At 70.5% G+C, this 26,128-nt stretch carries 22 protein-coding genes; 3 read left to right on the top strand and 19 right to left on the bottom strand.

What is annotated here, in order from left to right; genetic code table 11:
* Positions 1-20 precede the first annotated feature (20 nt).
* Entirely contained in the window at positions 21-2,153 is a 2,133-nt protein-coding gene (locus CW359_RS41775; RefSeq protein ID WP_105975488.1) for an MMPL family transporter, read from the top strand.
* Here CW359_RS41775 and CW359_RS41770 read toward each other — a convergent pair.
* Both CW359_RS41770 and fmt read right to left on the bottom strand, forming a co-directional pair.
* Entirely contained in the window at positions 2,134-3,561 is a 1,428-nt protein-coding gene (locus CW359_RS41770; RefSeq protein ID WP_105975487.1) for an RsmB/NOP family class I SAM-dependent RNA methyltransferase, read from the bottom strand. The two genes, CW359_RS41775 and CW359_RS41770, sit on opposite strands and share 20 nt — an antisense overlap.
* A gap of 148 nt (positions 3,562-3,709) precedes the next feature.
* Positions 3,710-4,648 (bottom strand): methionyl-tRNA formyltransferase, encoded by a 939-nt coding sequence (fmt, locus tag CW359_RS41765; RefSeq protein WP_105975486.1) that lies wholly within the window; start codon positions 4,646-4,648, stop codon positions 3,710-3,712.
* Between the two features lie 213 nt (positions 4,649-4,861).
* Between fmt and CW359_RS41760 the strand changes: the two genes are divergently transcribed.
* The gene (locus CW359_RS41760) at positions 4,862-5,422 is read left to right on the top strand and encodes a hypothetical protein (protein WP_105975485.1); all 561 of its coding nucleotides are present in this window, start codon (positions 4,862-4,864) and stop codon (positions 5,420-5,422) included.
* A gap of 293 nt (positions 5,423-5,715) precedes the next feature.
* On the opposite strand, the gene CW359_RS41755 is transcribed toward CW359_RS41760, so the two are convergent.
* The 14 genes from CW359_RS41755 to pyrR all read right to left on the bottom strand — a co-directional run bounded on the left by CW359_RS41755 (position 5,716) and on the right by pyrR (position 22,579).
* Complete coding sequence (locus CW359_RS41755; protein ID WP_105975484.1) at positions 5,716-7,908, bottom strand: primosomal protein N'; 2,193 nt, start codon at positions 7,906-7,908, stop codon at positions 5,716-5,718.
* A gap of 261 nt (positions 7,909-8,169) precedes the next feature.
* Complete coding sequence (metK, locus tag CW359_RS41750) at positions 8,170-9,378, bottom strand: methionine adenosyltransferase (RefSeq protein ID WP_105975483.1); 1,209 nt, start codon at positions 9,376-9,378, stop codon at positions 8,170-8,172.
* A 303-nt stretch (positions 9,379-9,681) separates the two neighbouring features.
* On the bottom strand, positions 9,682-10,884 hold the full coding sequence (gene coaBC, locus CW359_RS41745; RefSeq protein WP_105975482.1) for a bifunctional phosphopantothenoylcysteine decarboxylase/phosphopantothenate--cysteine ligase CoaBC: 1,203 nt from the start codon (positions 10,882-10,884) through the stop codon (positions 9,682-9,684).
* Between the two features lie 128 nt (positions 10,885-11,012).
* Positions 11,013-11,285, bottom strand: coding sequence for a DNA-directed RNA polymerase subunit omega (rpoZ, locus tag CW359_RS41740; RefSeq protein ID WP_003982715.1), 273 nt, complete (start codon positions 11,283-11,285; stop codon positions 11,013-11,015).
* A gap of 38 nt (positions 11,286-11,323) precedes the next feature.
* A complete protein-coding gene (gmk, locus tag CW359_RS41735; RefSeq protein ID WP_105975481.1) occupies positions 11,324-11,917 on the bottom strand; it encodes a guanylate kinase in 594 nt (197 codons plus the stop codon).
* A gap of 36 nt (positions 11,918-11,953) precedes the next feature.
* On the bottom strand, positions 11,954-12,277 hold the full coding sequence (locus CW359_RS41730) for an integration host factor (protein ID WP_019059734.1): 324 nt from the start codon (positions 12,275-12,277) through the stop codon (positions 11,954-11,956).
* Positions 12,278-12,553: 276 nt separating this feature from the next.
* The gene (gene pyrF, locus CW359_RS41725; protein WP_198655574.1) at positions 12,554-13,399 is read right to left on the bottom strand and encodes an orotidine-5'-phosphate decarboxylase; all 846 of its coding nucleotides are present in this window, start codon (positions 13,397-13,399) and stop codon (positions 12,554-12,556) included.
* Positions 13,396-14,505: a quinone-dependent dihydroorotate dehydrogenase gene (locus tag CW359_RS41720; RefSeq protein WP_105975480.1), complete on the bottom strand. Its 1,110-nt coding sequence runs from the start codon at positions 14,503-14,505 to the stop codon at positions 13,396-13,398. Before CW359_RS41720 ends, pyrF begins: the two co-directional genes overlap by 4 nt.
* 77 nt (positions 14,506-14,582) lie before the next feature.
* Entirely contained in the window at positions 14,583-17,891 is a 3,309-nt protein-coding gene (gene carB / locus CW359_RS41715) for a carbamoyl-phosphate synthase large subunit (RefSeq protein WP_105975479.1), read from the bottom strand.
* On the bottom strand, positions 17,884-19,026 hold the full coding sequence (gene carA, locus CW359_RS41710; protein ID WP_105975478.1) for a glutamine-hydrolyzing carbamoyl-phosphate synthase small subunit: 1,143 nt from the start codon (positions 19,024-19,026) through the stop codon (positions 17,884-17,886). The genes carB and carA overlap by 8 nt, the downstream gene beginning before the upstream one ends.
* Positions 19,023-19,610 (bottom strand): PH-like domain-containing protein, encoded by a 588-nt coding sequence (locus tag CW359_RS41705; RefSeq protein ID WP_105975477.1) that lies wholly within the window; start codon positions 19,608-19,610, stop codon positions 19,023-19,025. Before CW359_RS41705 ends, carA begins: the two co-directional genes overlap by 4 nt.
* On the bottom strand, positions 19,607-20,893 hold the full coding sequence (locus CW359_RS41700) for a dihydroorotase (RefSeq protein ID WP_105975476.1): 1,287 nt from the start codon (positions 20,891-20,893) through the stop codon (positions 19,607-19,609). Before CW359_RS41700 ends, CW359_RS41705 begins: the two co-directional genes overlap by 4 nt.
* 5 nt (positions 20,894-20,898) lie before the next feature.
* Positions 20,899-21,876 carry an aspartate carbamoyltransferase catalytic subunit gene (locus tag CW359_RS41695; protein WP_105975475.1) on the bottom strand — a complete coding sequence of 326 codons (978 nt, stop codon included), beginning with the start codon at positions 21,874-21,876 and terminating at the stop codon, positions 20,899-20,901.
* Between the two features lie 91 nt (positions 21,877-21,967).
* A complete protein-coding gene (pyrR, locus tag CW359_RS41690) occupies positions 21,968-22,579 on the bottom strand; it encodes a bifunctional pyr operon transcriptional regulator/uracil phosphoribosyltransferase PyrR (protein ID WP_105975474.1) in 612 nt (203 codons plus the stop codon).
* Between the two features lie 265 nt (positions 22,580-22,844).
* Here pyrR and bldD point away from each other — a divergent pair, with 265 nt between their 5' ends.
* Complete coding sequence (gene bldD, locus CW359_RS41685) at positions 22,845-23,345, top strand: transcriptional regulator BldD (RefSeq protein ID WP_003956405.1); 501 nt, start codon at positions 22,845-22,847, stop codon at positions 23,343-23,345.
* A 221-nt stretch (positions 23,346-23,566) separates the two neighbouring features.
* Here bldD and nusB read toward each other — a convergent pair whose 3' ends face one another.
* From nusB to CW359_RS41670, 3 genes are read right to left on the bottom strand one after another with little or no spacing between them, the layout of a single operon-like run.
* Complete coding sequence (nusB, locus tag CW359_RS41680) at positions 23,567-24,004, bottom strand: transcription antitermination factor NusB (protein ID WP_105975473.1); 438 nt, start codon at positions 24,002-24,004, stop codon at positions 23,567-23,569.
* 2 nt (positions 24,005-24,006) lie between these two features.
* A complete protein-coding gene (gene efp / locus CW359_RS41675) occupies positions 24,007-24,573 on the bottom strand; it encodes an elongation factor P (RefSeq protein WP_006382090.1) in 567 nt (188 codons plus the stop codon).
* A 60-nt stretch (positions 24,574-24,633) separates the two neighbouring features.
* Complete coding sequence (locus CW359_RS41670; RefSeq protein WP_105975472.1) at positions 24,634-25,743, bottom strand: aminopeptidase P family protein; 1,110 nt, start codon at positions 25,741-25,743, stop codon at positions 24,634-24,636.
* Positions 25,744-26,128 lie beyond the last annotated feature (385 nt).

The raw sequence follows: 26,128 nt of genomic DNA, 5'->3' as shown, positions 1-26,128 counted from the left end.
GAAATTCAGCTGAGGTTGCGATGAATCGGGACCGTGGGATCGCTTATCTCGTTTGTGGGCGGCGGGCCAAGTGGCTCGTGTTGGTGTTGTGGCTGGTGGTGCTGTTTCTAACTGCGCCCTTTGCGCAGAAGCTCACCGATGCGCAGGACAATGACGCCGCTTCGTGGCTGCCGGGGTCGGCCGAGTCGACCCAGGTGCTGCACTTGTCGGAGGATTTCCGGCCGGAGCAGATTCCCGCGGTCGTCGTCTACGCGCGCGAGAGCGGGCTCACGGCGGCGGATCGGGCGCGGATCGTCGAGGCGAAGGCGGACATCGAGCAGCTGCGTGACCACGGGATCCGGGGTACGGAGACGCGGGGGCCGGTGTACGACCGGGCCGTCGATCCGCGGGCCGCGCAGATCTTCGTACCGATCACGATGGACGAGAAGGGCTGGGAGCAGATCTCGCCCGCCGTCGACTCCATCCGAGCCGCAGCCGGTACGGGTGCGGCGGGGCTGGCCGTGCACATCACGGGGCCCGGCGGTACGTCGGCCGACTTCTCCGAGGCCTTCGAGGGCATCGACTCGACGCTGCTGCTCTCGGCGATGGCCGTCGTCATCGTCATGCTCCTGCTCACCTATCGCAGCCCGACCCTGATCCTCGTACCCCTGCTCGGCGTGGTGGTGGCGCTGTTCACCGCGCAGGCGCTGATCTACTTCCTCGCCGAACACGCGGGCCTGACCGTGAACGGACAGAGCGCCGGCATTCTCACCGTGCTGGTGTTCGGCGCGGGGACGGACTACGCCCTGCTCCTGGTCGCCCGCTACCGGGAGGAGCTGCGCCGGCACGAGGACCGCCACGAGGCGATGGCGCTCGCGCTGCACCGGGCGGGTCCTGCCGTCATCGCGTCCGGGGCGACGGTCGTACTGAGCATGCTGGTGCTGCTGGCCGCCGAGATGAACTCGACGCGCGGCCTCGGCCCGGTGGCGGCGATCGGGGTGGCGGTGGCCCTGCTGGCCATGATGACGCTCTTCCCCGCCCTGCTGGTGATCTGCGGGCGCTGGATCTTCTGGCCGGTGATCCCGCACGACGGCTCCCCCGACCCGACCGAACGCGGCCTCTGGGCCCGGATGGGCCGCGGCATCACCCACCGCCCGCGCATGATCTGGGGCATCACGGCGGCGGCGCTGATCGCCTGCTCGTTCGGGCTGATGCAGCTGCGCGCGGAGGGACTGAGCAACGCCGACGCGTTCACCGACAAACCGGACTCGATCGTCGGCCAGGAGGTGTCCGCACAGTACTTCCCGGCGGGCAGCGGCGATCCGCTCGTCATCATCAGCAACCAGGCGCAGGCCCGGCAGGTCGGCCGGGCGGTGGCCGAAACGCGCGGTGTGGTGCCCACGTCCCTGGGCCTGCCGGAGGGCACGAAACCCCTCTACGAGGGCAAGGTGCTGTTCGAGGCGACCATGACCGCCCCCGCGGACAGCGAGGCCGCCAAACAGACCGTGGAGCGGGTCCGGGACGCCGTGCACGCCGTGCCGGACGCGGACGCCCAGGTGGGCGGCGGTACGGCGGCCCTGCTGGACATGGACAGGGCGACCACGCACGACAACATCCTGATCATCCCGCTCGTCCTGCTGGTGGTCCTGCTGATCCTTTGCGCGCTGCTCCGCGCCCTGGTCGCGCCTCTGCTGCTCATCGGCACGGTGGTGCTGTCCTTCGCGGCGGCGCTGGGCATCAGCGCGCTCGCGTTCCGCCACCTGTTCGACTACGCGGGCGAGTCGACGGACTTCCCGCTGTTCGTGTTCGTGTTCCTGGTGGCGCTGGGCATCGACTACAACATCTTCCTGACCACCCGGATCCGCGAGGAGGCGGCCCGCCAGGGCACCCGCAAGGGCGTGGTGACCGGCCTGGCGACGACGGGCGCGGTCATCACCTCGGCGGGCCTGGTCCTGGCCGGCACGTTCGCGGCGCTGGGCACGCTGCCCATGGTGGCGTTCGCGGAGATCGGCTTCGCGGTGGCCCTGGGCGTGGTCCTGGACACCTTCGTGGTCCGGTCGGTGCTGGTCCCGGCCCTGTTCCTGGACGTCGGCAAGCGGGTGTGGTGGCCGTCCCGCCTGGCGAAGGAGGACGGCGCCGCAAGCGAACCCGAGGTCAGCCGGTCCGGCGGATGAGCGCCAAGTACATGGCGTCGGTCCCGTGCAGATGCGGCCACAGCTGTACGTCGGGACCGTCGCCGAGGTCGGACACGCCCTCCAGCAGGGGCCGGGCGTCGACGAGTTCGGCGTGCGGGTGCTGCTTGAGCACGTCGTCGACGACGGCGCGGGTCTCGGCGAGGTGCGGCGAGCAGGTGGCGTAGCCGACGATCCCGCCGACGCGTACCGACTCCAGCGCGGTGGTGAGCAGCGCGCGCTGCAGCGGCGCGAAGCCGTCCAGGTCCTCGGGCCGCCGCCGCCAGCGCGCCTCGGGGCGTCTGCGCAGCGCCCCGAGCCCGGTGCACGGCACGTCCATCAGCACCCGGTCGAAGCTCCCGGCCCGCCACGGCGGCCGGGTCCCGTCCCCGACGACGACCTGGTACGGCCCCGGATTGCCGTCCAGCGCCCTGGCGACCAGCCCGGCCCGGTGCGGCTGCTTCTCGGAGGCGACCAGCAGCGCCCCGCGCTGGGCGGCGAGGGCGGCGAGCAGCGCGGCCTTGCCGCCGGGTCCGGCACACCCGTCGAGCCAGGCGCGGTCGGGCCCCTCGACCGGGGCATTGGCCAGGGCCAGTGCGACCAGCTGACTGCCCTCGTCCTGCACGCCCGCACGACCGTCCCGTACGGCGTCGATGGCACCGGGTTCACCGCCTTCGGCGAGCCGCACGGCGTACGGCGACCAGCGCCCCGGCACCGCGGCCTCCTCGCGGAGCAGCTCCTCGGTGGTGGCCCGCCCGGGCCTGGCGACGAGGGTGACCTCGGGCCGCTCGTTGTCGGCGGCGAGCAGCTCCTCGATGCCGCTCCGCCCGCCCCCGAGGGAGTCCCAGAGAGCGGAGACGACCCACCGGGGATGCGAGTGCACGACGGCGAGATGATCCTCGGGATCCTCGTCGTAGGGCGGCGCGACCCGCTCGATCCAGGCGTCGAGATCGTGCTGGGCGACCTTGCGCAGCACGGCGTTCACGAACTTGGCCCGCCCGTCGCCGAGCACGACCCGGGCCAGCTCGACGGAGGCGGACACGGCGGCGTGGGTCGGGATCCGGGTCCCTAGCAGCTGATGCACACCGAGGCTCAAGACATCGAGCACGGGCGGATCGACCTCACGAAGCGGCCGGTCGACGCACTCGCTGATGACGGCGTCGTACGTCCCCTGCCGGCGCAGCGTCCCGTACACCAGCTCGGTCGCGAGAGCCGCGTCCCGCCCGTCGAAGTCCCCCTTCGCCCGGGCGGCCCGCAGCAGCGGCGGCAGCACCAGGTTGGCGTAGGCGTCCCGCTCGTCGACGGCCCGCAGGGCCTCGAAGGCGAGGATGCGGACGGGGTCCTTCTGGGGCCGGCGGTAGGGCTTGCCGGGCTTGCCGGACTTCTGCGGCCGACGGGGCTGATCGCTCACGAAAAGGTGCTCCGGATATGGGAAAAGGGTGCGGTTTCCAGCGTACGTCGTACAGGTCGGACCCGAATCGCACGCGCGACGCGCGGAAACGGGTCAGCGGGGGCCGGGGGCGGCGGTCGGGAGGGAGGACGGGAGACGGGGGACGGACTCAGACGCTGCCGCCGAGCACCTCACCGTCGGCGATCCGGACGCCCCGCGCCCAGTCGGCGGCGCGCATCGGCTTCTTCCCCTGAGCCTGCACCCACAACAACTCGACGGCATACGACCCGGTACCGACGTACACGTTGTTCTTGCCGACGGAGAGCACACCGGGCGCGAGATCGGTGCGGTCGGGCACGGGCGTGACGTGGATGAGCTTGAGCCGCTCGCCCCGGAACACGGTCCAGGCGCCGGGCGCGGGAGTGCAGCCTCGTACGACGCGGTCGGCGCGGAGGGCGGGCAAGGTCCAGTCGATGTGCGCGTCCTCGACGGTGATCTTCGGCGCGAGGGAGATGCCGTCGGCGGGCTGCGGTACGGCCTTCAGGGTGCCGTCCTCGATGCCGTCCATGGTCGCGGCGAGCAGCCCTGAGCCGGCGAAGGCGAGCCGGGTCAGCAGGTCGCCGCTGGTGTCGGTGGGCCGGATCGTCTCGGTCACCGTGCCGTAGACGGGGCCGGAGTCGAGGCCCTCCTCGATGAGGAAGGTGGCGGCGCCGGTGATCTCGTCGCCGGCCATGATCGAGTGCTGCACGGGGGCGGCGCCACGCCAGGCGGGCAGCAGCGAGAAGTGCAGGTTGACCCAGCCGTGGGCGGGGATGTCGAGGGCGACACGGGGCAGCAGGGCGCCGTAGGCGACGACGGGACAGCAGTCGGGCCCGATCTCCCGCAGCCGCGCGAGGAACTCCTCGTCCCGGGGCTTGACGGGCTTCAGCACCTCGATGCCGGCCTCCTCGGCCCGCTGGGCCACGGGACTGGCGAGCAGCCGCCGGCCCCGCCCGGCCGGAGCGTCGGGCCGGGTGACGACGGCGACCACTTCATGCCGTTCCGACCCGATCAGGGCATCCAGGGCGGGAACGGCGACCTCGGGGGTACCAGCGAAGACAAGCCTCATGGGTGGGCGTGGGCCTCTCGGACGGGGGTCGTGCGTGCAGCGCACCAGTCTATGACCGCACGTCGTAAAGCCCTGGGGGGCGTACGCATATGCCCCTACGCCCCCGCAGCGTGACCACTCACGCAAAAACGCGTTGGTCAAGAAAGAGTTGACCACAACGGGCCGCACACCGCGCGGCCCTTCCTTTTCAACGCCGGTTCGAGAGGCTTGTTCATGGCCGACCACGCAACCCACGACGCCCAGGCTCGGGCAAGCCTGCACTTGCTGGTGCGGGACATCGAGCGGGTCCGCCGGCAGGTGGACGCACTGCGCACCCTCACCGCCCAGTTGGGCAACGTCTACCGCCCGCGCCGCTCCGGCCCCGCCACGGGCTTCGTCGTCTACGGACGCGCCCCCGCCCCGACCGTCCGCCTCGCCCAGGAGCTGCGGGACAGCGTCGAAACCCTGGTCACAGCCGCCGTGGACTTCGACCGCTCCCTGGGCTTCTCGTGGGACGCGGTGGGCTCGGCCCTCGGCGTCACCAAGCAGGCGGTACACCGCCGCTACGGCGCCCGCCGCGCCGCCGCCCAGGCAGCGGCCGACGCCGAGCGCGCCACGGACACCTCGGGTACCCGCCCGGTGAGCGTCGCCACGGTGACCGGCGTAGGCACGGGCCTCCCCACAGTCCCGACGGTCCCCGCGGCCCGCTCGATGCCGACCCAGCCGACAGCGGGCAGCCCCACCCTCCGAGACGAGGCCCGCCCAACGGCCTTCCCGGGCCCCCGAAACGGCTGACCCACACCCCACCCCGCCCCACCCTCTGCCCTCCCGACCACACCCGGGAGGGCAGAGCCACAAGCCTGAAAACACCGGAACCGCAGGCCTATCAGGGGCACGGGGAGCTACGTTTCCTTGCCGCCGCCGGGCCCGCAGGTCTTTCAGGGGCACGGCGACCTGCGCTTCCTTGCGCCGCCGGGACCGCAAGTCTTTTAGGGGCGCGAGGAACTGCGCGACAAGCCCCCACCGACCGGCAGCCAAACAACCCACCCCACCCCACCCCTCACTCACTCACTCACTCACTCACTCACTCACCCAATATCAGGCGGATCAATCCGCACCCAAACACCCTCCTCCCCCCCACGCCCCGCCCGAGCCATCCGCGCAGCCTGAGCCGCCTTCAACGCAGCGGCCAACGCAGCCCCACTCCCAGGCGGCACCCGAACCAAAGCCCGCTCCCACCGCTCCCCCGCCGGAGGCACCCCCACCCGCCGAGGACGCCCCACCGCAGTCACCGCCAACGGCACCGGCCCCAACACCTCTGCATCCCCCGGCAGTTCGGCCGCTGCCAGGAACCCGGCGACAGCCTCCGCCGTCCCGGCCACGGACGCCATCCGAGACACCGGCGGAAACCCCAGCTCGGCCCGCTCCGCCAACTCCCGCACGGCATGCCCCACCGGGTCCCACCGCACCAACGCCTGCACCGGCCGCAGCGTGGGCTCGGCGACCACGACGACCGTTCCCCCCGGCGCCCCCTCCCCCCGCACCCCCTGCCCCCGTACAAGCGCCGCAGCGGCCATCCAGCGCCGCAGTGCGTCCTCCCCGGCCCGCAGATCCGGTCGCCCGAGCATCGCCCAGCCGTCCAGCAGCAGCGCAGCCGCATAGCCGCCCTCGGCGACAGGCTCGGCGCCGGGCGTGCTGACGACGAGCGCGGGCGCCCCCGGCACGGTGTCCAGCACATGCTCACGCCCGGACGTCCGCACCGGCACCGCCGGAAACGCCCGCCCCAGCTCCTCTGCGGTCCGCCGCGCGCCCACGATCTGCGCCCGCAACCGGAACCCGCCGCACTCCGGACAGTGCCAGCCGGTCTCCTCACGCCCGCACCACGCGCACCAGGGCGCACCGGCATCCCGGGCCTCCATCGGCCCGGCACAGTGCCGACACCGAGCGGGTTCACGGCACCGGGCGCAGGCGAGCCTCGGTACATACCCCCGCCGGGGCACCTGCACGAGAACCGGCCCGTGCTTCAGCCCGTCCCGCACGACCTGCCAGGCGAGGGTGGGCAGCCGGGCGGCTCGGGCGGCCTCGTCCCGGGCGAGATCCCCGTCCCCCACGGTCCGCACAAGCGGCGCGGCCACCCGAACCTGCTCCCTGCCGGCGACCAACGGCCGGGCCCACCCACTCTCGACGAGCTGCGCGGCCTCCACCGTGCAGCTCCAACTCCCGAGCAGAAAGGCGCACTTGTCCTGCGCGGCCCGCAGCAACAGCACGTCACGCGCGTGCGGCTGCGGAGCGTGCGGCTCGCTGTGGCTGTCGTCGCCGTCGTCCCAGAGCGCGACGAGCCCCAGATCCCGGACGGGCGCGAACATGGCGGCCCGGGTCCCGACCACGGCCCGTACGGCCCCCCGCCGCACGGCGAGCCACTCCCGGTACCGCTTCTCGGGCCCGGCGTCGGCGGTGAGCACGGCGTGCCGCCCCTCGCCCAGCAGGTCGGTCAGTGCGGCGTCGACCCGCGCGACAGCCCGCCCGTCCGGCACGACGACGAGAGCCCCGCGGCCGGAGGCAAGGGTCGCACCGACGGCCCGCGCCAACTCTCCGCTCCACTCGGGCCCGGGCAAGGCATTCCACACGGCACGCGGCGAGCCCCCGGAAGCAAGCGCCTCAAGGAACGCCCCCCCGCGCTCATACCGCCCCCAGGACCCAACCTCCGGCACCCCACCAACAGGCAAGGCCGCCGTCGAGGCCGCCTTCTCAGCACGAGCGTTCCGCGGCGGCACGGCCAGTTGCAGCACATCGGCGAGGCTCCCGGCATACCGATCGGCGACGGCCTGGGCGAGCGAGAGCAACTCCTCGCTCAGCACCACCTCGGGCGACACGACCTGGGCCAGCGCGGCCAACGGCCCGGCGTAGTCGGACTCGGCGAGCCGCGCGACCAGGAACCCGTCAATGAGCCCCCCACCCTCACGCCGCCCGTCCCGCACCCGATGCCGCCCGGCCCCGAACCGCACCCGCACCCGCACCCCGGGCTGCGCATCGGCGTCCAGCTCCTCGGGCACGGCATAGTCGAAGTACCGGTCGAGATGCAGCACACCCTTGTCGACCAGCACCCGCGCGACAGGCAACTCCTTGGCGAGCGCGGCCCCCCGCCAGGTCCGCGGCTTGGCCCGCGGCACCTTGGCCTGCCGCACGGTCTCCCGAATCAACGCAAGCTGCTCGGGCGGCGCACCCTCGGCACCCCGGGCGCCTTCGGCCCCACCACTCCCCTGCCCGTTCTCGCTGCTCACGCTTGCATTTTTACCAAACGCCACTGACAACGGGCGGCGGTCGAACTCCCGAGATCAAGTCGGCAGCGGCACGAAATTCCAGATTCACCGCACGTCCGAGGGACGCACTCCACCGAAGTAACCGCGGCCTGCGCACCGGGAGATCATCACCTTACGAACCCGGACCGCAGCCCCACCACCCATTTCCCGGCACGCCGAAGCCCGGCACCCCCAGGGGGACACCGGGCCTCAACAACCAACCGCCCAGCGGTCGTACGAGCTTTACAGACCGACAGCCCTGCGCAGCGCCTCCACCCGGTCCGTCCGCTCCCACGTGAAGTCGGGCAGCTCACGGCCGAAGTGACCGTACGCCGCCGTCTGGGCGTAGATCGGGCGGAGCAGGTCGAGGTCGCGGATGATCGCGGCCGGACGGAGGTCGAAGACCGTGGTGATCGCGGACTCGATCTTCTCGGCGTCGACCTTGGCCGTGCCGAAGGTCTCCACGAACAGGCCCACCGGCTCGGCCTTGCCGATCGCGTACGCGACCTGGACCTCGCAGCGCGAGGCGAGGCCCGCGGCGACGACGTTCTTCGCGACCCAGCGCATCGCGTACGCCGCCGAACGGTCCACCTTCGACGGGTCCTTGCCGGAGAAGGCGCCGCCACCGTGGCGAGCCATGCCGCCGTACGTGTCGATGATGATCTTGCGGCCGGTGAGGCCCGCGTCACCCATCGGGCCGCCGATCTCGAAGCGGCCGGTCGGGTTGACCAGCAGGCGGTAGCCCTCGGTCTCCAGCTTGATGCCCTCGTCGAGGAGAGCCTTCAGCTCGTGCTCCACGACGAACTCGCGGATGTCGGGGGCGAGGAGGGACTCCAGGTCGATGTCGCTCGCGTGCTGCGAGGAGACGACGACCGTGTCCAGCCGGACCGCCTTGTCACCGTCGTACTCGATGGTGACCTGGGTCTTGCCGTCGGGGCGGAGGTACGGGATCGTGCCGTTCTTGCGGACCTCGGACAGCCGGCGCGAGAGACGGTGGGCGAGGTGGATCGGGAGCGGCATCAGCTCCGGGGTCTCGTCCGTCGCGTAGCCGAACATCAGGCCCTGGTCGCCGGCGCCCTGCTTGTCGAGTTCGTCCTCGTCACCCTCGACACGGTTCTCGTACGCCGTGTCCACGCCCTGCGCGATGTCGGGCGACTGCGAGCCGATCGACACCGACACTCCGCAGGAGGCGCCGTCGAAGCCCTTCTTCGAGGAGTCGTAGCCGATCTCCAGGATCTTGTCGCGCACCAACTGCGGGATGGGCGCGTAGGCCTTGGTGGTGACCTCGCCGGCCACATGGACGAGGCCGGTGGTGATCAGCGTCTCGACGGCGACGCGGGATGTGGGGTCTTCGCGCAGAAGCGCGTCGAGGATCGTGTCGCTGATCTGGTCAGCGATCTTGTCGGGGTGACCTTCGGTCACGGACTCCGAGGTGAAAAGGCGACGGGACACAACGCTCCCTGTGGTTGCAGCGGCTGCTGGCTGATCATTGGCGGACGGCTCGGGAGCTGCGCCCGGCTCGTCCGAGAACAGTTTATCGGTCGCACTCGGTCAACGGCCCCTCCGTCTCGCCTCTCGGAAGCGCTGTGACCTGCGGCACGGGCATTCTGCCCAATCATGAGGGCTGTACGCCAGAGCCGCCACACCCCTAAGTGCGAGGTGGGAGGGGCGGTCAGGGCGGACGGAGGAGGGATACGGACGGAAACGGAGGGACACCGGGGATCCGGGCGAGCCCCGCGGAACGAAACGAAGCATTCATGTCAGGCGACCGGCGACCAGGTCCCAGACCACCTCGGCCAGCGCCTCCTTCGGCCCATGCGGAACCGGGGTCTCGCTGCCGTCGGCGCCCAGCACCACGGCCTCGTTCTCCTCGGAACCGAAGGTCCTGCGCTCCCCCACCTCGTTCACGACCAGCAGGTCGCATCCCTTGCGCCGCAGCTTCGTACGGCCGTTGGCGAGGACGTCGTCCGTCTCGGCCGCGAAGCCGACGACCACCTGACCGGACCGGGCGCGGTCGGCCGAGATCTCCGCGAGGATGTCCGGATTCCGGACCAGGACGACGGGTTCGGGGTCCGCGCCGTCCTTTTTCTTGATCTTCCCGGTCGCGTAGGCCGCCGGACGGAAGTCGGCGACCGCCGCGGCCATCACCACGGCGTCGGCGTCTCCGGCAGCCTTGAGCACGGCCTCGCGCAACTGGACGGCCGTCCCCACGGACACGATGTCCACGCCCGCCGGATCCGGCAGAGCGGTGTTCGCGGCGATCAGGGTGACCCGGGCGCCCCGCGCGGCGGCCGTACGGGCGAGGGCGTATCCCTGCTTGCCGGAGGAGCGGTTGCCGAGGAAGCGGACGGGGTCGAGCGGCTCACGGGTGCCGCCCGCGCTGACGACGACATGACGGCCGACCAGGTCGGGTTCTGTCACGCCCCGGGCCAGCACTCTGCGGCAGACCTCGAAGATCTCGGCCGGGTCGGGCAGCCGCCCCTTGCCGGTGTCGACGCCGGTGAGGCGGCCGACGGCCGGTTCGATGACGAGGGCGCCCCGGCGGCGCAGTGTCGCCACGTTCTCCTGGGTCGCCGGGTGTTCCCACATCTCCGTGTGCATGGCGGGGGCGAAGACGACGGGACAGCGGGCGGTGAGGAGGGTGTTGGTCAGCAGGTCGTCGGCGAGGCCGTGGGCCGCCTTCGCGAGCATGTCGGCTGTCGCCGGGGCGACGATCACCAGGTCCGCCCCTTGGCCGATGCGGACGTGCGGGACCTCGTGGACGTCGTCCCAGACCTCCGTCGAGACGGGGTGACCGGAGAGCGCGGACCAGGTGGCGGCGCCGACGAAGTGCAGGGCGGAGGCGGTGGGCACGACCCGGACGTCGTGGCCGGACTCCGTCAGTCTCCGCAGCAGCTCGCAGGCCTTGTACGCGGCGATGCCGCCACTGACCCCCAGTACGACCTTCGGCTTGCCCACCGGGCCTCCCCTGACTCGATACGCGATTCGCACCCGACTCGGTACGGGTCTATGACACACCACAGGCCCGACAGTCGCGCTGTCGGGCCTGTGGATAAAGCAACCGAAAGTTGAAAATATTACCGCTACTACTGCGCGGGCCCCTCAACGGCCTCGGACGTCAGCAGACCCGCGTTGATCTCACGCAGGGCGATGGAGAGCGGCTTCTCGTGGACGTGGGTGTCGACGAGCGGACCGACGTACTCGAGGAGGCCCTCACCGAGCTGCGAGTAGTACGCGTTGATCTGGCGGGCACGCTTGGCCGCGTAGATCACCAGGCTGTACTTCGAGTCGGTGGCTTCGAGGAGCTCGTCGATCGGAGGGTTGATGATGCCCTCGGGAGCGGTGATGGAAGAGGACACGCTCTGCCTTCCGAAAGGTGGGATGGGATCGAGAACGATCACACAACTTCCATCAAGGCTAGCAGCTCGCGCGCTACGTCCTCGACGGAGGTGTTGACAAGGGTCTCGTCGAACTCGGGCTCGGCGGCCAGTTCGATCTTGGCCGCGTCCAGCCGGCGCTCGATCACCTCGGGCGGTTCGGTGCCCCGCCCGGTCAGTCTGCGCACCAGCTCCTCCCAGGAGGGAGGAGCCAGGAACACCAGCAGGGCGTCCGCCATGGACTCACGGACCTGCCGGGCGCCCTGGAGATCGATCTCCAGGAGGACCGACTCGCCGGACTCCAGCCGCTCCAGCACAGCCGCACGCGGTGTGCCGTATCGGTTGCCGGCGAACTCGGCCCACTCGAGAAGCTCGCCGTTGGCGATCAGCTTGTCCATCTCCTCGTCGGTGACGAAGAAGTAGTGGACGCCGTGCCGTTCACCGGGGCGTGGCTTTCGGGTCGTCGCCGACACCGAGAGCCAGACCTCGGGGTGTGCCTTGCGCATATGGGCGACGACCGTGCTCTTGCCGACCCCCGAAGGGCCGGAGAGCACGGTCAGCCGCGGACGTACGTCCGGGGGCTCGGGGGTCGTCCCCCGGAATGTTGCAGCCATACGGCGATTATTCCAGGAATCCCGGGGTGCCAGGACTCAGGAGCCGGTGCTGCCGAACTCGCGCTCCAGGGAGGCGATCTGGTTGGAGCCGAGGCCACGCACTCGGCGGCTCTCGGAGATGCCGAGTCGCTCCATGATCTGCTTGGCGCGGACCTTGCCCACGCCCGGCAGGGACTCAAGCAGGGCGGAGACCTTCATCTTGCCGATGACGTCGTTCTCCTGGCCCTGCTTGATCACGTCATGCAGGGAGGCGCCGGAGTGCTTGAGTCGATTCTTGACCTCGGCCCGCTCCCGGCGAGCCGCGGCGGCCTTTTCGAGCGCGGCTGCGCGCTGTTCAGGGGTAAGGGGCGGAAGAGCCACGCCTACGTCACCTCGGATGTCGAACTGTCGGATACGGACCGGTGAGAAAGCTGGTTGCCCCTCACCTGGTGAGCCACGAACAACACACTCGCTCGTTGGCTCTGGTCGGAGACTAGCGGCCAGGGCCGCCGGAGTCAGCGAGAACAGCGGAAAAGTCCTGGTCAGCCTTCGGCAGGTCGGATATTTCAGGCATACTGCCCCTGATTTGAGAATGTATTCAGTCTCAAGACGACCCGACACGACTCATCGGAGGACTCCGCCGAGTCGTGCGTTTCCTCAGGTCGCGGCCACTGCCGCCCGGATCTCGTCGGCGAACCGGTCCGACGCGTCCCGCAGCGCGGCCAGTTCGGGACCGTGACGCAGAACACCTCGGCTGATGTTCGGAACCACGTTGCGCAGGGAAGCCCCGAACACCCCGGGAAGGTCGGCCGGGGTCGCCCCCTGTGCCCCGACGCCGGGTGCCAGGAGAGGTCCGTTGATGTCGAGGTCGTAGGACGAGAGGTCACCGAGCGTCGCCCCGACGACCGCCCCGAAGGACCCCATGGGCCGCTCCCCCGCGTTCTCCGCGGCCAGGTACGCCAGCATGGTCGCGCCGACGTTCAGCCCGTCCTCGCGGACGGCGTGCTGCACCTGGCCGCCCTCGGGGTTGGAGGTCAGCGCGAGCACGAACAGACCGGCGCCGCTCTCCCGCGCGAGATCGACCGCCGGCTTCAGGGAGCCGTAGCCGAGATACGGCGACACGGTGAGCGCGTCGGAGAACAGCGGGGCGCCCTTCTCCAGGAAGGCGGCGGCGTACGCGGCCATGGTGGAGCCGATGTCACCGCGCTTGGCGTCCATCACGACCAGCGCGCCGGCCTCCCGGGCCTCCTGGACCGTCTTCTCCAGTACGGCGACCCCGCGCGACCCGAACCGCTCGAAGAACGCGCTCTGCGGCTTGAGCACCGCGACCCGCCCGGCCAGCGCCTCTACGACGGTACGGCTGAACCGCTCCAGACCGGCGACGTCGTCGTTCAGCCCCCAGTCGAGGAGCAGCGAGGAGTGCGGGTCGATGCCGACGCAGAGCGGGCCGCGCTCGTCCATGGCGCGCCGCAGCCGGGCGCCGAAGGGTTCCAGAACCGTCATGGTGTCTTCTTCCTGACGTCGGCGCCGACCGCGTCGGCGAGCGTGGCGTACGGGCTCGTACGGAGGCGGGCGGCGAGCCCCTTGTGGATGGCGCGTCCCCAGAAGGGGCCCTCGTAGACGAAGGCGCTGTAGCCCTGGACGAGGGTGGCGCCGGCGAGGATGCGCTGCCAGGCGTCCTCGGCGTTCTCGACGCCGCCGACGCCCACCAGTGTGATCCGGTCGCCCACGCGCGCGTAGAGGCGGCGCAGCACCTCCAGGGAGCGTGCCTTCAGGGGTGCGCCGGAGAGGCCGCCGGTCTCCTTCACGAGGGTGGGTTCGGCGGTCAGGCCGAGTCCCTCGCGCGCGATGGTGGTGTTGGTGGCGATGATCCCGTCCAGGCCGAGTTCGACGGCGAGGTCGGCGACGGCGTCCACGTCCTCGTCGGCGAGGTCGGGGGCGATCTTCACCAGCAGCGGGACGCGGCGCGAGGTCACCGTGCGGTCGGCGGCCTCGCGGACGGCGCTGAGCAGTGGGCGGAGCGCCTCGGTGGCCTGGAGGTTGCGCAGGCCGGGCGTGTTGGGCGAGCTGACGTTGACGACGAGGTAGTCGGCGTAGGCGGCGAGCCGCTCGGTCGACTTCACGTAGTCGGCGACGGCCTCGTCCTCGGGGACGGCCTTGGTCTTGCCGATGTTGACGCCGACGACGGTCCGGAAGACCGCCTCACGGCTCGCCAGCCGGGCCGCCACGGCCAGCGAACCCTCGTTGTTGAATCCCATGCGGTTGATGAGCGCCCGGTCCGGCACAAGGCGGAACAGCCGCTTCTTGGGGTTGCCCGGCTGAGGCTCACCGGTGACGGTGCCGATCTCGACGTGGTCGAAGCCGAGCATCGACATCCCGTCGATCGCGACGGCGTTCTTGTCGAAGCCTGCCGCGAGCCCGAAGGGGCCGTGCATCCGCAGCCCGAAGGCCTCGGTGCGCAGCTCCCCGTACCGGGGTGCGAGAGCGGCGGCGACGAAGGTCCGCAGGACGGGGACGCGGGCGGCGAGGCGGATCCAGCGGAAGGCAAGGTAGTGGGCTTCCTCGGGGTCCATCCGGGTGAAGACCAGTCGGAAGAAGAGCTTGTACATGGGCATGTCCTCGATACGGCCCCACAGGAGGCCTCATCAAGAGGGGGACACCGTTTCCGGTGTCCCCCTCTGGGCTGCTAGTCGCGGGCCGCGGTCAGATGTTCTGCGTGTTCCTGGAGCGAGCGCACTCCCACGTCTCCGCGGTTGAGGGCGTCGATGCCCTGGACGGCCGCGGCGAGGGCCTGGACGGTCGTCAGGCACGGCACGGAGCGCGCCACGGCCGCCGTACGGATCTCGTAGCCGTCGAGGCGGCCTCCGGTGCCGTACGGGGTGTTGACGATGAGGTCGACCTCACCGTCGTGGATGAGCTGGACGATGGTCTTCTCGCCGTTCGGCCCGGTGCCCTCGTTCTGCTTGCGGACGACCCTGGCGTTGAGGCCGTTGCGCCGGAGCACCTCGGCCGTGCCGGAGGTGGCCAGCAGTTCGAAGCCGTGGGCGACCAGTTCACGCGCCGGGAAGATCATCGAACGCTTGTCCCGGTTGGCGACCGAGATGAAGGCGCGTCCCTTGGTGGGCAGCGGGCCGTACGCCCCCGCCTGCGACTTGGCGTACGCCGTGCCGAAGACGGAGTCGATGCCCATGACCTCGCCGGTGGACCGCATCTCGGGGCCGAGCACGGTGTCCACGCCCCGCCCCGAGGTGTCCCGGAAGCGGTTCCAGGGCATGACGGCCTCCTTGACGGAGATCGGCGCGTCCAGCGGCAGTTCGCCGCCGTCACCGGTCGCCGGGAGGAGTCCCTCGGCCCGCAGTTCGGCGACGGTCGCGCCGAGCGAGATCCGGGCGGCGGCCTTCGCGAGCGGTACCGCGGTCGCCTTCGAGGTGAAGGGGACGGTACGGGACGCGCGCGGGTTGGCCTCCAGGACGTAGAGGATGTCGCCGGCCAGCGCGAACTGGATGTTGATCAGACCGCGGACGCCCACCCCGCGCGCGATGGCCTCGGTCGAGGTCCGCAGCCGCTTGATGTCGAAGCCGCCGAGCGTGATCGGGGGCAGGGCGCACGCCGAGTCGCCGGAGTGGATACCGGCCTCCTCGATGTGCTCCATGACGCCGCCGAGGTACAGCTCCTCGCCGTCGTACAGGGCGTCGACGTCGATCTCGATGGCGTCGTCGAGGAAGCGGTCGACCAGGACCGGCCGGGAGGGGCTGATCTCGGTCGACTCGGCGATGTACGACTCCAGCCGGGTCTCGTCGTACACGATCTCCATGCCACGCCCGCCGAGGACGTACGACGGCCGTACGAGGACCGGGTAGCCGATCTCGTCGGCGATGGCCTTGGCGCCCGCGAAGGTGGTCGCCGTGCCGTGCTTCGGGGCCGGCAGGCCGGCCTCGGCGAGCACCTGGCCGAAGGCGCCGCGGTCCTCGGCGGCGTGGATGGCCTCCGGGGGCGTGCCCACGACGGGTACGCCGTTGTCCTTGAGCGCCTGCGCGAGGCCCAGCGGGGTCTGGCCGCCGAGTTGCACGATCACGCCCGCGATCGGGCCCGCCAGGGACTCCGCGTGGACGATCTCCAGCACGTCTTCGAGCGTCAGCGGCTCGAAGTACAGGCGGTCGGAGGTGTCGTAGTCCGTGGAGACGGTCTCGGGGTTGCAGTTGACCATCACGGTCTCGTAGCCCGCGTCGCTCAGCGCGAAGGAGGCGTGGACGCAGGAGTAGTCGAACTCGATGCCCTGGCCGATGCGGTTGGGGCCGGAGCCGAGGATGATGACGGCCGGCTTCTCGCGCGGCGCCACCTCGGTCTCCTCGTCGTACGAGGAGTAGAAGTACGGCGTCTTGGCCGCGAACTCGGCGGCGCAGGTGTCGACCGTCTTGTACACCGGGCGTACGCCCAGCGCGTGCCGCACCTCGCGTACGACGTCCTCGCGCAGGCCCCGGATCTCGCCGATCTGCTGGTCGGAGAAGCCGTGGCGCTTGGCCTCGGCCAGGAGTTCGGGGTTGAGGCGCTCCGCCTCGGCCAGCTCGTCCGCGATCTCCTTGATCAGGAACAGCTGGTCGACGAACCACGGGTCGATCTTCGTGGCGTCGAAGACCTCCTCGGGGGTGGCGCCCGCGCGGATGGCCTGCATGACGGTGTTGATGCGCCCGTCGGTCGGCCGCACGGCCTCGGCCAGCAGCTCGCCCTTGTCGCCGGGCTCGCCGACGAAGGTGAACTGGCTGCCCTTCTTCTCCAGCGACCGCAGCGCCTTCTGGAGGGCCTCGGTGAAGTTGCGGCCGATGGCCATGGCCTCGCCGACCGACTTCATGGTGGTCGTCAGCGTGGAGTCGGCGCTCGGGAACTTCTCGAAGGCGAACCGCGGGGCCTTGACGACGACATAGTCGAGCGTCGGCTCGAAGGACGCCGGGGTCTTCTCCGTGATGTCGTTCGGAATCTCGTCGAGCGTGTAGCCGACGGCCAGCTTGGCGGCGATCTTGGCGATCGGGAAGCCGGTCGCCTTGGAGGCGAGGGCCGAGGAGCGCGACACGCGCGGGTTCATCTCGATGACGATGACGCGGCCGTCGTCCGGGTTGATCGCGAACTGGATGTTGCAGCCGCCGGTGTCGACGCCGACCTCGCGGATGATCGCGATGCCGATGTCACGGAGGCGCTGGTATTCGCGGTCGGTCAGTGTCATCGAGGGCGCGACGGTGATCGAGTCGCCGGTGTGCACGCCCATGGGGTCGAAGTTCTCGATGGAGCAGACGACAACCACGTTGTCGTTCTTGTCGCGCATCAGCTCCAGCTCGTACTCCTTCCAGCCGAGGATGGACTCCTCCAGGAGCACCTCGGTGGTCGGCGACAGGGTCAGACCCTGGCCGGCGATCCGGCGCAGCTCCTCCTCGTCGTGGGCGAAGCCGGAACCGGCGCCGCCCATGGTGAAGGAGGGCCGGACGACGACGGGGTAGCCGCCGAGCGTGTCGACGCCGGCGATGACGTCGTCCATGGTGTGGCAGATGACCGAGCGGGCGGACTCGCCGTGCCCGATCTTCGCGCGGACGGCCTCGACGACGCCCTTGAAGAGGTCGCGGTCCTCGCCCTTGTTGATCGCCTCGACGTTGGCGCCGATCAGCTCGACGCCGTACTTCTCCAGCACGCCCTGCTCGTGCATGGAGATCGCGGTGTTCAGGGCCGTCTGGCCACCAAGGGTGGGCAGCAAGGCATCCGGGCGCTCCTTGGCGATGATCTTCTCGACGAACTCGGGAGTGATCGGCTCGACGTACGTCGCGTCGGCGATCTCCGGGTCGGTCATGATCGTCGCCGGGTTGGAGTTGACCAGGATGACCCTGAGGCCCTCGGCGCGCAGGATGCGGCAGGCCTGGGTGCCGGAGTAGTCGAACTCGGCGGCCTGGCCGATGACGATCGGGCCGGAGCCGATGACCAGGACGGACTGGATATCGGTGCGCTTAGGCACGCTGGCCCTCCATCAGTGCGGTGAAGCGGTCGAACAGGTAGGCGGCGTCGTGCGGACCCGCTGCCGCCTCGGGGTGGTACTGGACGCTGAACGCGGGCCGGTCGAGCAGCTGGAGCCCTTCCACGACCTGGTCGTTCAGACAGACGTGCGAGACCTCGGCGCGCCCGAACGGCGTCTCGGAGACCTTGTCGAGCGGCGCGTCCACGGCGAAGCCGTGGTTGTGGGCGGTCACCTCGACCTTGCCGGTCGTACGGTCCTGCACGGGCTGGTTGATGCCCCGGTGGCCGTACTTCAGCTTGTACGTGCCGAAGCCGAGCGCCCGCCCGAGGATCTGGTTGCCGAAGCAGATGCCGAAGAGCGGCGTACCGCGCTCCAGGACGGCCCGCATGACGGAGACCGGGTGGTCCGCGGTGGCCGGGTCGCCGGGGCCGTTCGAGAAGAACACCCCGTCGGGATTGACCGCGTACACGTCCTCCACGGTCGCCGTGGCGGGCAGCACGTGCACCTCGATGCCTCGCTCGGCCATCCGGTGCGGGGTCATGCCCTTGATGCCGAGGTCGACGGCGGCGACGGTGAACCTCTTGGTGCCGATCGCGGGGACGACGTACGCCTCCTTGGTGGCGACCTCGGCCGAGAGGTCGGCGCCCTTCATCTCGGGGGCCTCACGCACCTCGGCGAGCATCGTGCCGTCGTCGGGCAGCCTGTCGCCGGAGAAGATGCCGACGCGCATGGCGCCGCGCTCACGCAGATGACGCGTCAACGCGCGCGTGTCGATGCCGGAGATGCCGACCACGCCCTGGTTGCGCAGTTCCTCGTCGAGGGAGCGCTGTGAGCGCCAGTTGGAGGACACGCGCGCGGGGTCGCGTACGACATAACCCGCGACCCAGATGCGGGCCGACTCGGGGTCCTCGTCGTTGACGCCGGTGTTGCCGATGTGCGGGGCGGTCATGACGACCACCTGGCGGTGGTACGACGGGTCGGTGAGGGTCTCCTGGTAGCCGGTCATGCCGGTGGAGAAGACGGCCTCTCCGAAGGTCACCCCCACGGCCCCGTAGGCACGGCCGCGGAAGATCCGGCCGTCCTCCAGGACGAGTACGGCGGGAGCCTTGGCGGCTCCCCGGGTGGAGGTCGTCATCGTGCGCCTTCCGTTTCCGTCGTCTTGTTGATCATCTGGTTCAGGGTCTCGACCCATTGGTTGTGCTCGGCCGCCGTGTCGGAGCGGAACCCCGAGTCGAGCAGCCGTTCGCCGTGCGCCCAGGTGACGACCAGCAGGCCGCCCTCGGTGAGGACCTTGCCGGCGATGCCCTTGTCGAGCCGGGCCTCGCGCAGGGCTTCCAGGGGGACGAAGAAGTCGGCCGCTCCGGGGCGTACGACGTCCAGTCCCGCGTCCGTCAGGGTCAGCTCGACCCGGCTGCGGGTGCCGAGGCCGTGCGCCACGATGCGGTCCAGCCACTGCCCCGCGGTGGTGGAGCCGTGGTAGCGCCCACTCATCGACAGCACAGCCAGTCTCGCCGCACCGGGCTCGTCCGGCGCGACGGGCAGCTCAGGGAGGTCGCCCTGGAGCGTGCCACGCCATTTCCAGCCCTCGCGCATCAGCCAGTAGATGAGCGCGACGAAGAGCGCGAGCCCGACCAGCCAGCCCACGCGGGCGGCCCAGTCGGTCACCTCGGCCGACTTCTGTTCGGCGGCGATGTACGTCAAATCCGGCAGTGATGTCACGCGAGCTTCCCGTCGACGAGCGTGGCCTTGCCCCGGAGCCACGTGTGCGTGACACGGCCCGGCAGCTCACGGCCCTCGTACGGCGTGTTGCGGCTGCGCGAGGCGAAGCCCGCGGGGTCCACGGACCCACGGTATGCCGTGTCGAGGAGCGTGAGGTTGGCGGGCTCACCTGCCGAGACGGGGCGGCCGTGGCCCGTCGCCCGCCCGATGCGCGCGGGGGCGAAGGACATGCGGTCGGCGACGGTCGCCCAGTCCAGCAGTCCGGTGTCCACCATCGTCTCCTGGACCACTGACAACGCGGTCTCCAGGCCGACCATGCCCATGGCGGCGGCGGCCCACTCGCAGTCCTTGTCCTCGTGCGGGTGGGGTGCGTGGTCGGTGGCGACGATGTCGATCGTGCCGTCGGCGAGCGCCTCGCGCAGGGCCAGCACGTCGCGCTCGGTGCGCAGCGGCGGGTTGACCTTGTAGACCGGGTTGTACGTCCGGACCAGCTCGTCGGTGAGGAGGAGGTGGTGCGGGGTCACCTCGGCGGTGACGTCGATGCCCCGGGACTTGGCCCAGCGGACGATCTCGACGGACCCGGCGGTCGAGAGGTGGCAGATGTGGACGCGGGAGCCGACGTGCTCGGCGAGCAGGACGTCCCGGGCGATGATCGATTCCTCGGCCACCGCGGGCCAGCCGCCCAGCCCCAGTTCGGCGGAGGCGACACCCTCGTTCATCTGGGCGCCTTCAGTCAGCCGCGGCTCCTGCGCGTGCTGGGCGACGACCCCGCCGAAGGCCTTCACGTACTCCAGCGCGCGCCGCATGATCACGGCGTCGTCGACGCACTTGCCGTCGTCGGAGAAGACGGTGACACCGGCCGCCGACTCGTGCATGGCGCCCAGCTCGGCGAGCTTCTTGCCCTCAAGCCCGACGGTGACGGCCCCGATGGGCTGCACGTCGCAGTAGCCGTGCTCCTGGCCCAGCCGGTAGACCTGCTCGACCACACCGGCGGTGTCGGCTACGGGGAAGGTGTTGGCCATGGCGAAGACGGCCGTGAAGCCGCCGCTGGCCGCCGCCCGGGTCCCGGTGAGGACGGTCTCGGAGTCCTCGCGCCCCGGCTCCCGCAGATGCGTGTGCAGGTCGACGAGCCCGGGGAGCAGCACCTTGCCGTCGGCCTCGACGACCTCGGCACCCTCCTCCGACAACCCGCTGCCGACCGCCGAGACGGTCTCACCGTCGATGAGGACGTCCTGCGGCTCGCCGCCGAGCACCCGCGCACCACGAATAAGGATCTTGCCCATGTGTCTTACTTCTCCTCGGTACGGGTGTGGGTGACGGCGGGTTCGTTGCCGCCGAGCAGCAGATAGAGCACGGCCATCCGGATGGAGACACCATTGGTGACCTGTTCGATGGCGGTGCAGCGCTCCGAGTCGGCGACCTCCGCGGTGATCTCCATACCGCGGACCATCGGCCCGGGGTGCATCACGATGGCGTGCTCCGGCATCCGCGCCATACGGTCGCCGTCGAGGCCGTAGCGCCGCGAGTACTCGCGCTCGGTCGGGAAGAACGCGGCGTTCATGCGCTCGCGCTGCACGCGCAGCAGCATCACCGCGTCGGACTTCGGCAGGGTGCTGTCCAGGTCGTACGAGACCTCGCAGGGCCAAGCCTCGACGCCGACCGGCACCAGGGTCGGCGGAGCGACGAGGGTGACCTCGGCGCCGAGGGTGTGCAGCAGGTCGACGTTGGAGCGGGCGACGCGGCTGTGCAGGATGTCGCCGACCAGGGTGATGCGCTTGCCGGCGAGGTCCTGGCCGATGCCGGCGTCCCGCCCGACGAGCCGGCGCCGCATGGTGAAGGCGTCCAGGAGTGCCTGCGTCGGGTGCTGGTGCGTCCCGTCCCCGGCGTTGATGACGGCCGCGTCGATCCAGCCGGAGGTGGCGAGCCGGTACGGGGCCCCCGAGGCGCCGTGCCGGATGACGACCGCGTCGACGCCCATGGCTTCGAGGGTCTGGGCGGTGTCCTTCAGGGACTCGCCCTTGGAGACGCTCGACCCCTTGGCGGTGAAGTTGATGACGTCCGCGGAGAGGCGCTTCTCGGCGGCCTCGAAGGAGATCCGGGTCCGCGTGGAGTCCTCGAAGAAGAGGTTGACGACGGTACGGCCGCGCAGGGTCGGCAGTTTCTTGATCGGCCGGTCGGCGACCCTGGCCATCTCCTCGGCGGTGTCGAGGATCAGGACGGCGTCGTCGCGGGTGAGGTCGGCGGCCGAGATGAGATGACGCTGCATCTTTCAGGCTCCGTAAGGAAGTTCAGGAGATTCCGGGCAGGCAGGGGCATCGCGAGGGGGCGTACGGCGCGGGGCCGCACGCGCACGCGTGCTACTGCTGGGCGGTCCGCTTCACCCCTAGGAGCACGGTGTCCCGACCGTCCTCCTCGGCGAGCTGGACCTTGACCGTCTCCCGCAACGACGTGGGGAGGTTCTTGCCGACGTAGTCGGCGCGGATGGGCAGTTCGCGGTGTCCGCGGTCGACGAGGACCGCGAGCTGCACCGCGCGCGGGCGCCCGATGTCGTTCAGGGCGTCCAGGGCGGCACGGATGGTGCGGCCGGAGAAGAGCACGTCGTCGACGAGGACGACGAGTCTCCCGTCGAGGCCGTCACCGGGGATGTCCGTACGAGCCAGCGCGCGCGGGGGGTGCATGCGCAGGTCGTCGCGGTACATGGTGATGTCGAGGGAGCCGACCGGGATCTTGCGGTCGGTGATCTCCTCCAGCTTGGCGGCGAGCCGCTGGGCGAGGAAGACACCCCGGGTCGGGATGCCGAGGAGCACCACGTCGTCGGCGCCCTTGGCGCGTTCGACGATCTCGTGGGCGATGCGGGTCAGCACCCGCGCGATGTCGGGGGCTTCCAGCACGGGCCGCGCATCGGCCTCGTACTGCTGCCTGTCGTGCAGTTGCTTGTCGAGCTGCTGCTTGTTCTGCTCAGAGTCCATACGAAACGGACCTCCTTCTCCGCCTCACAGGACGGATCATTAAAGGACGTCGGAATTGCGCCATCCACGGTACCAGCACGCGCAACACCCCTGATCACCCCACTGGCGCCATACGTCACCCGTCTGCCGTAATCGCATGCCGCCGACCGTGGAAGGGCCGGGCCGGACCGTTCGGCTTGACGGGGAAGAGTAACGCTGCGTAACCTCACAGTGAGTCACCAGCCGCGCGGCTCGTCCGCACGTCGACACTGTGTCCGGGAGCTATATGTCCAGCGAATACGCCAAACAGCTCGGGGCCAAGCTCCGGGCGATCCGCACCCAGCAGGGCCTTTCCCTCCACGGTGTCGAGGAGAAGTCCCAGGGACGCTGGAAGGCGGTCGTGGTCGGTTCGTACGAGCGCGGCGATCGTGCCGTGACCGTACAGCGCCTCGCCGAGCTGGCGGATTTCTACGGGGTTCCGGTGCAGGAGCTGCTGCCGGGCACCACGCCGGGCGGAGCCGCCGAGCCGCCGCCGAAGCTCGTCCTCGACCTTGAGCGGCTGGCCCATGTGCCGGCCGAGAAGGCGGGCCCCCTCCAGCGCTACGCCGCGACGATCCAGTCGCAGCGCGGCGACTACAACGGCAAGGTGCTGTCGATCCGCCAGGACGACCTGCGCACTCTCGCCGTGATCTACGACCAGTCGCCCTCGGTCCTGACCGAGCAGCTGATCAGCTGGGGTGTCCTCGACGCGGACGCGCGCCGCGCCGTCTCCCACGAGGAGAGCTGAGCCCGACGGCTTTCGGCCGTTGAGCAGAAACGTGCCGCCGGGGTGGCCGGAACCTATGGGTTCGGGCCACCCCGGCGGCGTTCTGCGGGCCTCTGAGCCCTCGCAGGTACGCCGCCGCACCCCACACGCCCCACCCGGGCACACGAACGCCGGTGGGCCCCAGCAGTGTGTCGCTGGGGCCCACCGGCGTTCGTACGGGTGCGTGAGCGTGAACGGACGGCTCAGGCGTCGTCGTCGCGGCGCAGCGAGGGCTTCAGGTCCTTGAACCGGCCGAGGAGGCCGTTGACGAACGAGGGCGACTCGTCCGTCGAGAACTCCTTGGCCAGCTGCACCATCTCGTCGAGGACGACGGCGTCCGGGGTCGCGTCGACCCAGATCAGCTCATAGGCACCGAGGCGCAGGATGTTGCGGTCGACGACCGGCATCCTGTCGAGCGTCCAGCCGACCGAGTACTGCGAGATCAGCTCGTCGATGCGCTTGGCGTGCTGCGCGTACCCCTCGACGAGCTCCATCGTGTACTCGCTGACCGGGGGCTGGCGGGTGTCGGCATGGGAGAGCCGGATCCAGTCCCCGAGGACCGTCTGGACATCGGCCCCGCGCTGGTCGCCCTCGAAGAGGATCTGGAAGGCACGCTTGCGGGCCGTGTTGCGAGCAGCCACGGTTAGCTGTTCACCCGGCCGAGGTAGTCGCTCGTACGGGTGTCGACCTTGATCTTCTCACCGGTGGTGATGAAGAGCGGGACCTGGATCTGGTGGCCCGTCTCCAGCGTGGCCGGCTTGGTGCCGCCCGTGGAGCGGTCGCCCTGGACGCCCGGCTCGGTCTCCTGGATGACCAGCTCGACGGCGGCCGGCAGCTCGACGAAGAGCACCTCGCCCTCGTGCTGCGCGACCGTGGCGGTGAAGCCCTCGATCAGGAAGTTGGCGGCGTCGGCGACGGCCTTGCGGTCCACCATGAGCTGGTCGTACGTCTCCATGTCCATGAAGACGAAGTACTCGCCGTCCATGTAGGAGAACTGCATGTCGCGCTTGTCGACAGTGGCCGTCTCGACCTTGACACCGGCGTTGAACGTCTTGTCGACGACCTTGCCGGAGAGCACGTTCTTCAGCTTGGTGCGCACGAAGGCCGGGCCCTTGCCGGGCTTGACGTGCTGGAACTCGACGACGGACCAGAGCTGGCCTCCGTCGAGCTTGAGCACCAGGCCGTTCTTGAGGTCGTTCGTGGAAGCCACGGTTGCGGAATCTCCTGGACTGACGTGGACGACCCCGGGGCAGACGCGACAGCTTCAAGGCTAGAGCGCGAGCAGTTCCTTGGTCGTGATGGTAAGTAGCTCGGGTCCGCCGTCCGCCTCGGGGCGTACGACGAGCGTGTCATCGATCCGGACACCGCCCCGGCCCGGGAGGTGGACCCCCGGTTCGACGGTGACCGGCACACAAGCGTCCAGTTTACCCATGGCCGCGGGGGCGAGCTGCGGCTCCTCGTCGATTTCGAGTCCGACACCGTGTCCGGTGAGGTCGGGAAGGCGGTCCGCGTACCCCGCGGAGTCCAGCACCTGACGTGCCGCACGGTCTACGTCACGGTAGGCGGCGCCGGGTGCCAGGGCCTCGCGTCCGGCTCGCTGGGCTGCGAAGACGAGGTCGTACAGCTCGATCTGCCAGTCGGCGGGCGAGGTCCCGATGACGAACGTACGGCCGATCTCGCAGCGGTAGCCGCGATAGACGGCGCCGAGGCAAACAGAGAGAAAGTCGCCTTCCTCCACCCGTCGATCGGTGGGCCGATGCCCCCGGCGCCCGGAATGGGGCCCGGTGGCGACGGCGGTGGCGAAGGCGGGCCCGTCGGCGCCGTGATCGACGAGCCGCCGCTCCAGCTCAAGGGCGAGATGCCGCTCGGTACGCCCGACGAGAATGGACTCCAGCAGCTCCCCGAGGGCCTGATCGGCGATCTCGGCCCCGATCCGCAGACAGGCGATCTCCTCTTCGTCCTTAACCACCCGGAGCTGCTCGACGGCGCCACCGAGGTCGGCCAGCCGCAGCCGGGGCGCGACGGACCTGATGGCCCGGTGCCGGGCCACGGTCAGATGGTGCTCCTCGACGGCGAGGGACTCGGCGCCTTGGGCGGCGGCGAGATCGGCGGCGGCGACGGCGGGATCACCGCCGGGCACGGACAGCGCGTGCACCCGCAGCGCCTCGTCGGGCCGGCCGCCGTCGGGGGCCCGGTCGTCCTCGCCGCCCGCACACACGAGCAGGTCCTCGCGCTTCCCCAGCAGCAGTACGGCACCCTGCGGGACGGCGCCCGCGAGATACCGCACATTGGCGGCCCGGGAGACCAGGGCCCCCGCACTACCACCCGCGTGACACCGCTCCCGAAGCCGCGCTCGCCGCGCCGCGTACGCCTCTGACATGCCCTGAGCGTAAGAGCGCGGACGGCTGGCCGCCGGTCGGAGAGGGCCGAGTGGGCGGCACCAGTCTCTTTCGCCCCCGCCGCCCCTACCCGTACCCATCCCTGGGGGCTGCCGCCCCCAGCCCCCCGCTTGTCCTCGAACGCCGGACAGGCCAGGGGTGGCGGGCGTCGCTGGGGAGGACGGGAGACAGAAGGGTGGGCAGGTCGCGCTCCACTCGCTCGTCCTCAAACGCCGGACGGGCTGAGGGGTGCCGACCTGGGCTGCATGATGCCGGCCGGCGCTTGGCTTTCCAGCCCGTCCGGCGCTTGAGGACGAGGCGGTCAAGGCCGACCACCACCCACCGGCCCCCGCTTCACCCACCCACCCCAGGCCTATGCACTGCAGC

This window comes from Streptomyces geranii, assembly GCF_002954775.1.
Lineage (GTDB): Bacteria > Actinomycetota > Actinomycetes > Streptomycetales > Streptomycetaceae > Streptomyces > Streptomyces geranii.
The sequence above is the reverse complement of the archived record's forward strand: the minus strand, read 5'-3'. Positions and strand labels throughout refer to the sequence as shown.

Bases quoted from the DNA above. Each gene is read 5' to 3' on its own strand.
- gmk (WP_105975481.1), bottom strand. From the start codon at position 11,917: ATGGCTGCAACATTCCGGGGGACGACCCCCGAGCCCCCGGACGTACGT.
- bldD (WP_003956405.1), top strand. From the start codon at position 22,845: ATGTCCAGCGAATACGCCAAACAGCTCGGGGCCAAGCTCCGGGCGATC.
- fmt (WP_105975486.1), bottom strand. From the start codon at position 4,648: ATGAGGCTTGTCTTCGCTGGTACCCCCGAGGTCGCCGTTCCCGCCCTG.
- carA (WP_105975478.1), bottom strand. From the start codon at position 19,026: ATGACGACCTCCACCCGGGGAGCCGCCAAGGCTCCCGCCGTACTCGTC.
- CW359_RS41775 (WP_105975488.1), top strand. From the start codon at position 21: ATGAATCGGGACCGTGGGATCGCTTATCTCGTTTGTGGGCGGCGGGCC.
- pyrF (WP_198655574.1), bottom strand. From the start codon at position 13,399: ATGACGGTTCTGGAACCCTTCGGCGCCCGGCTGCGGCGCGCCATGGAC.
- CW359_RS41700 (WP_105975476.1), bottom strand. From the start codon at position 20,893: ATGGGCAAGATCCTTATTCGTGGTGCGCGGGTGCTCGGCGGCGAGCCG.
- CW359_RS41760 (WP_105975485.1), top strand. From the start codon at position 4,862: ATGGCCGACCACGCAACCCACGACGCCCAGGCTCGGGCAAGCCTGCAC.
- CW359_RS41695 (WP_105975475.1), bottom strand. From the start codon at position 21,876: ATGCAGCGTCATCTCATCTCGGCCGCCGACCTCACCCGCGACGACGCC.
- pyrR (WP_105975474.1), bottom strand. From the start codon at position 22,579: ATGGACTCTGAGCAGAACAAGCAGCAGCTCGACAAGCAACTGCACGAC.
- CW359_RS41670 (WP_105975472.1), bottom strand. From the start codon at position 25,743: ATGTCAGAGGCGTACGCGGCGCGGCGAGCGCGGCTTCGGGAGCGGTGT.
- CW359_RS41720 (WP_105975480.1), bottom strand. From the start codon at position 14,505: ATGTACAAGCTCTTCTTCCGACTGGTCTTCACCCGGATGGACCCCGAG.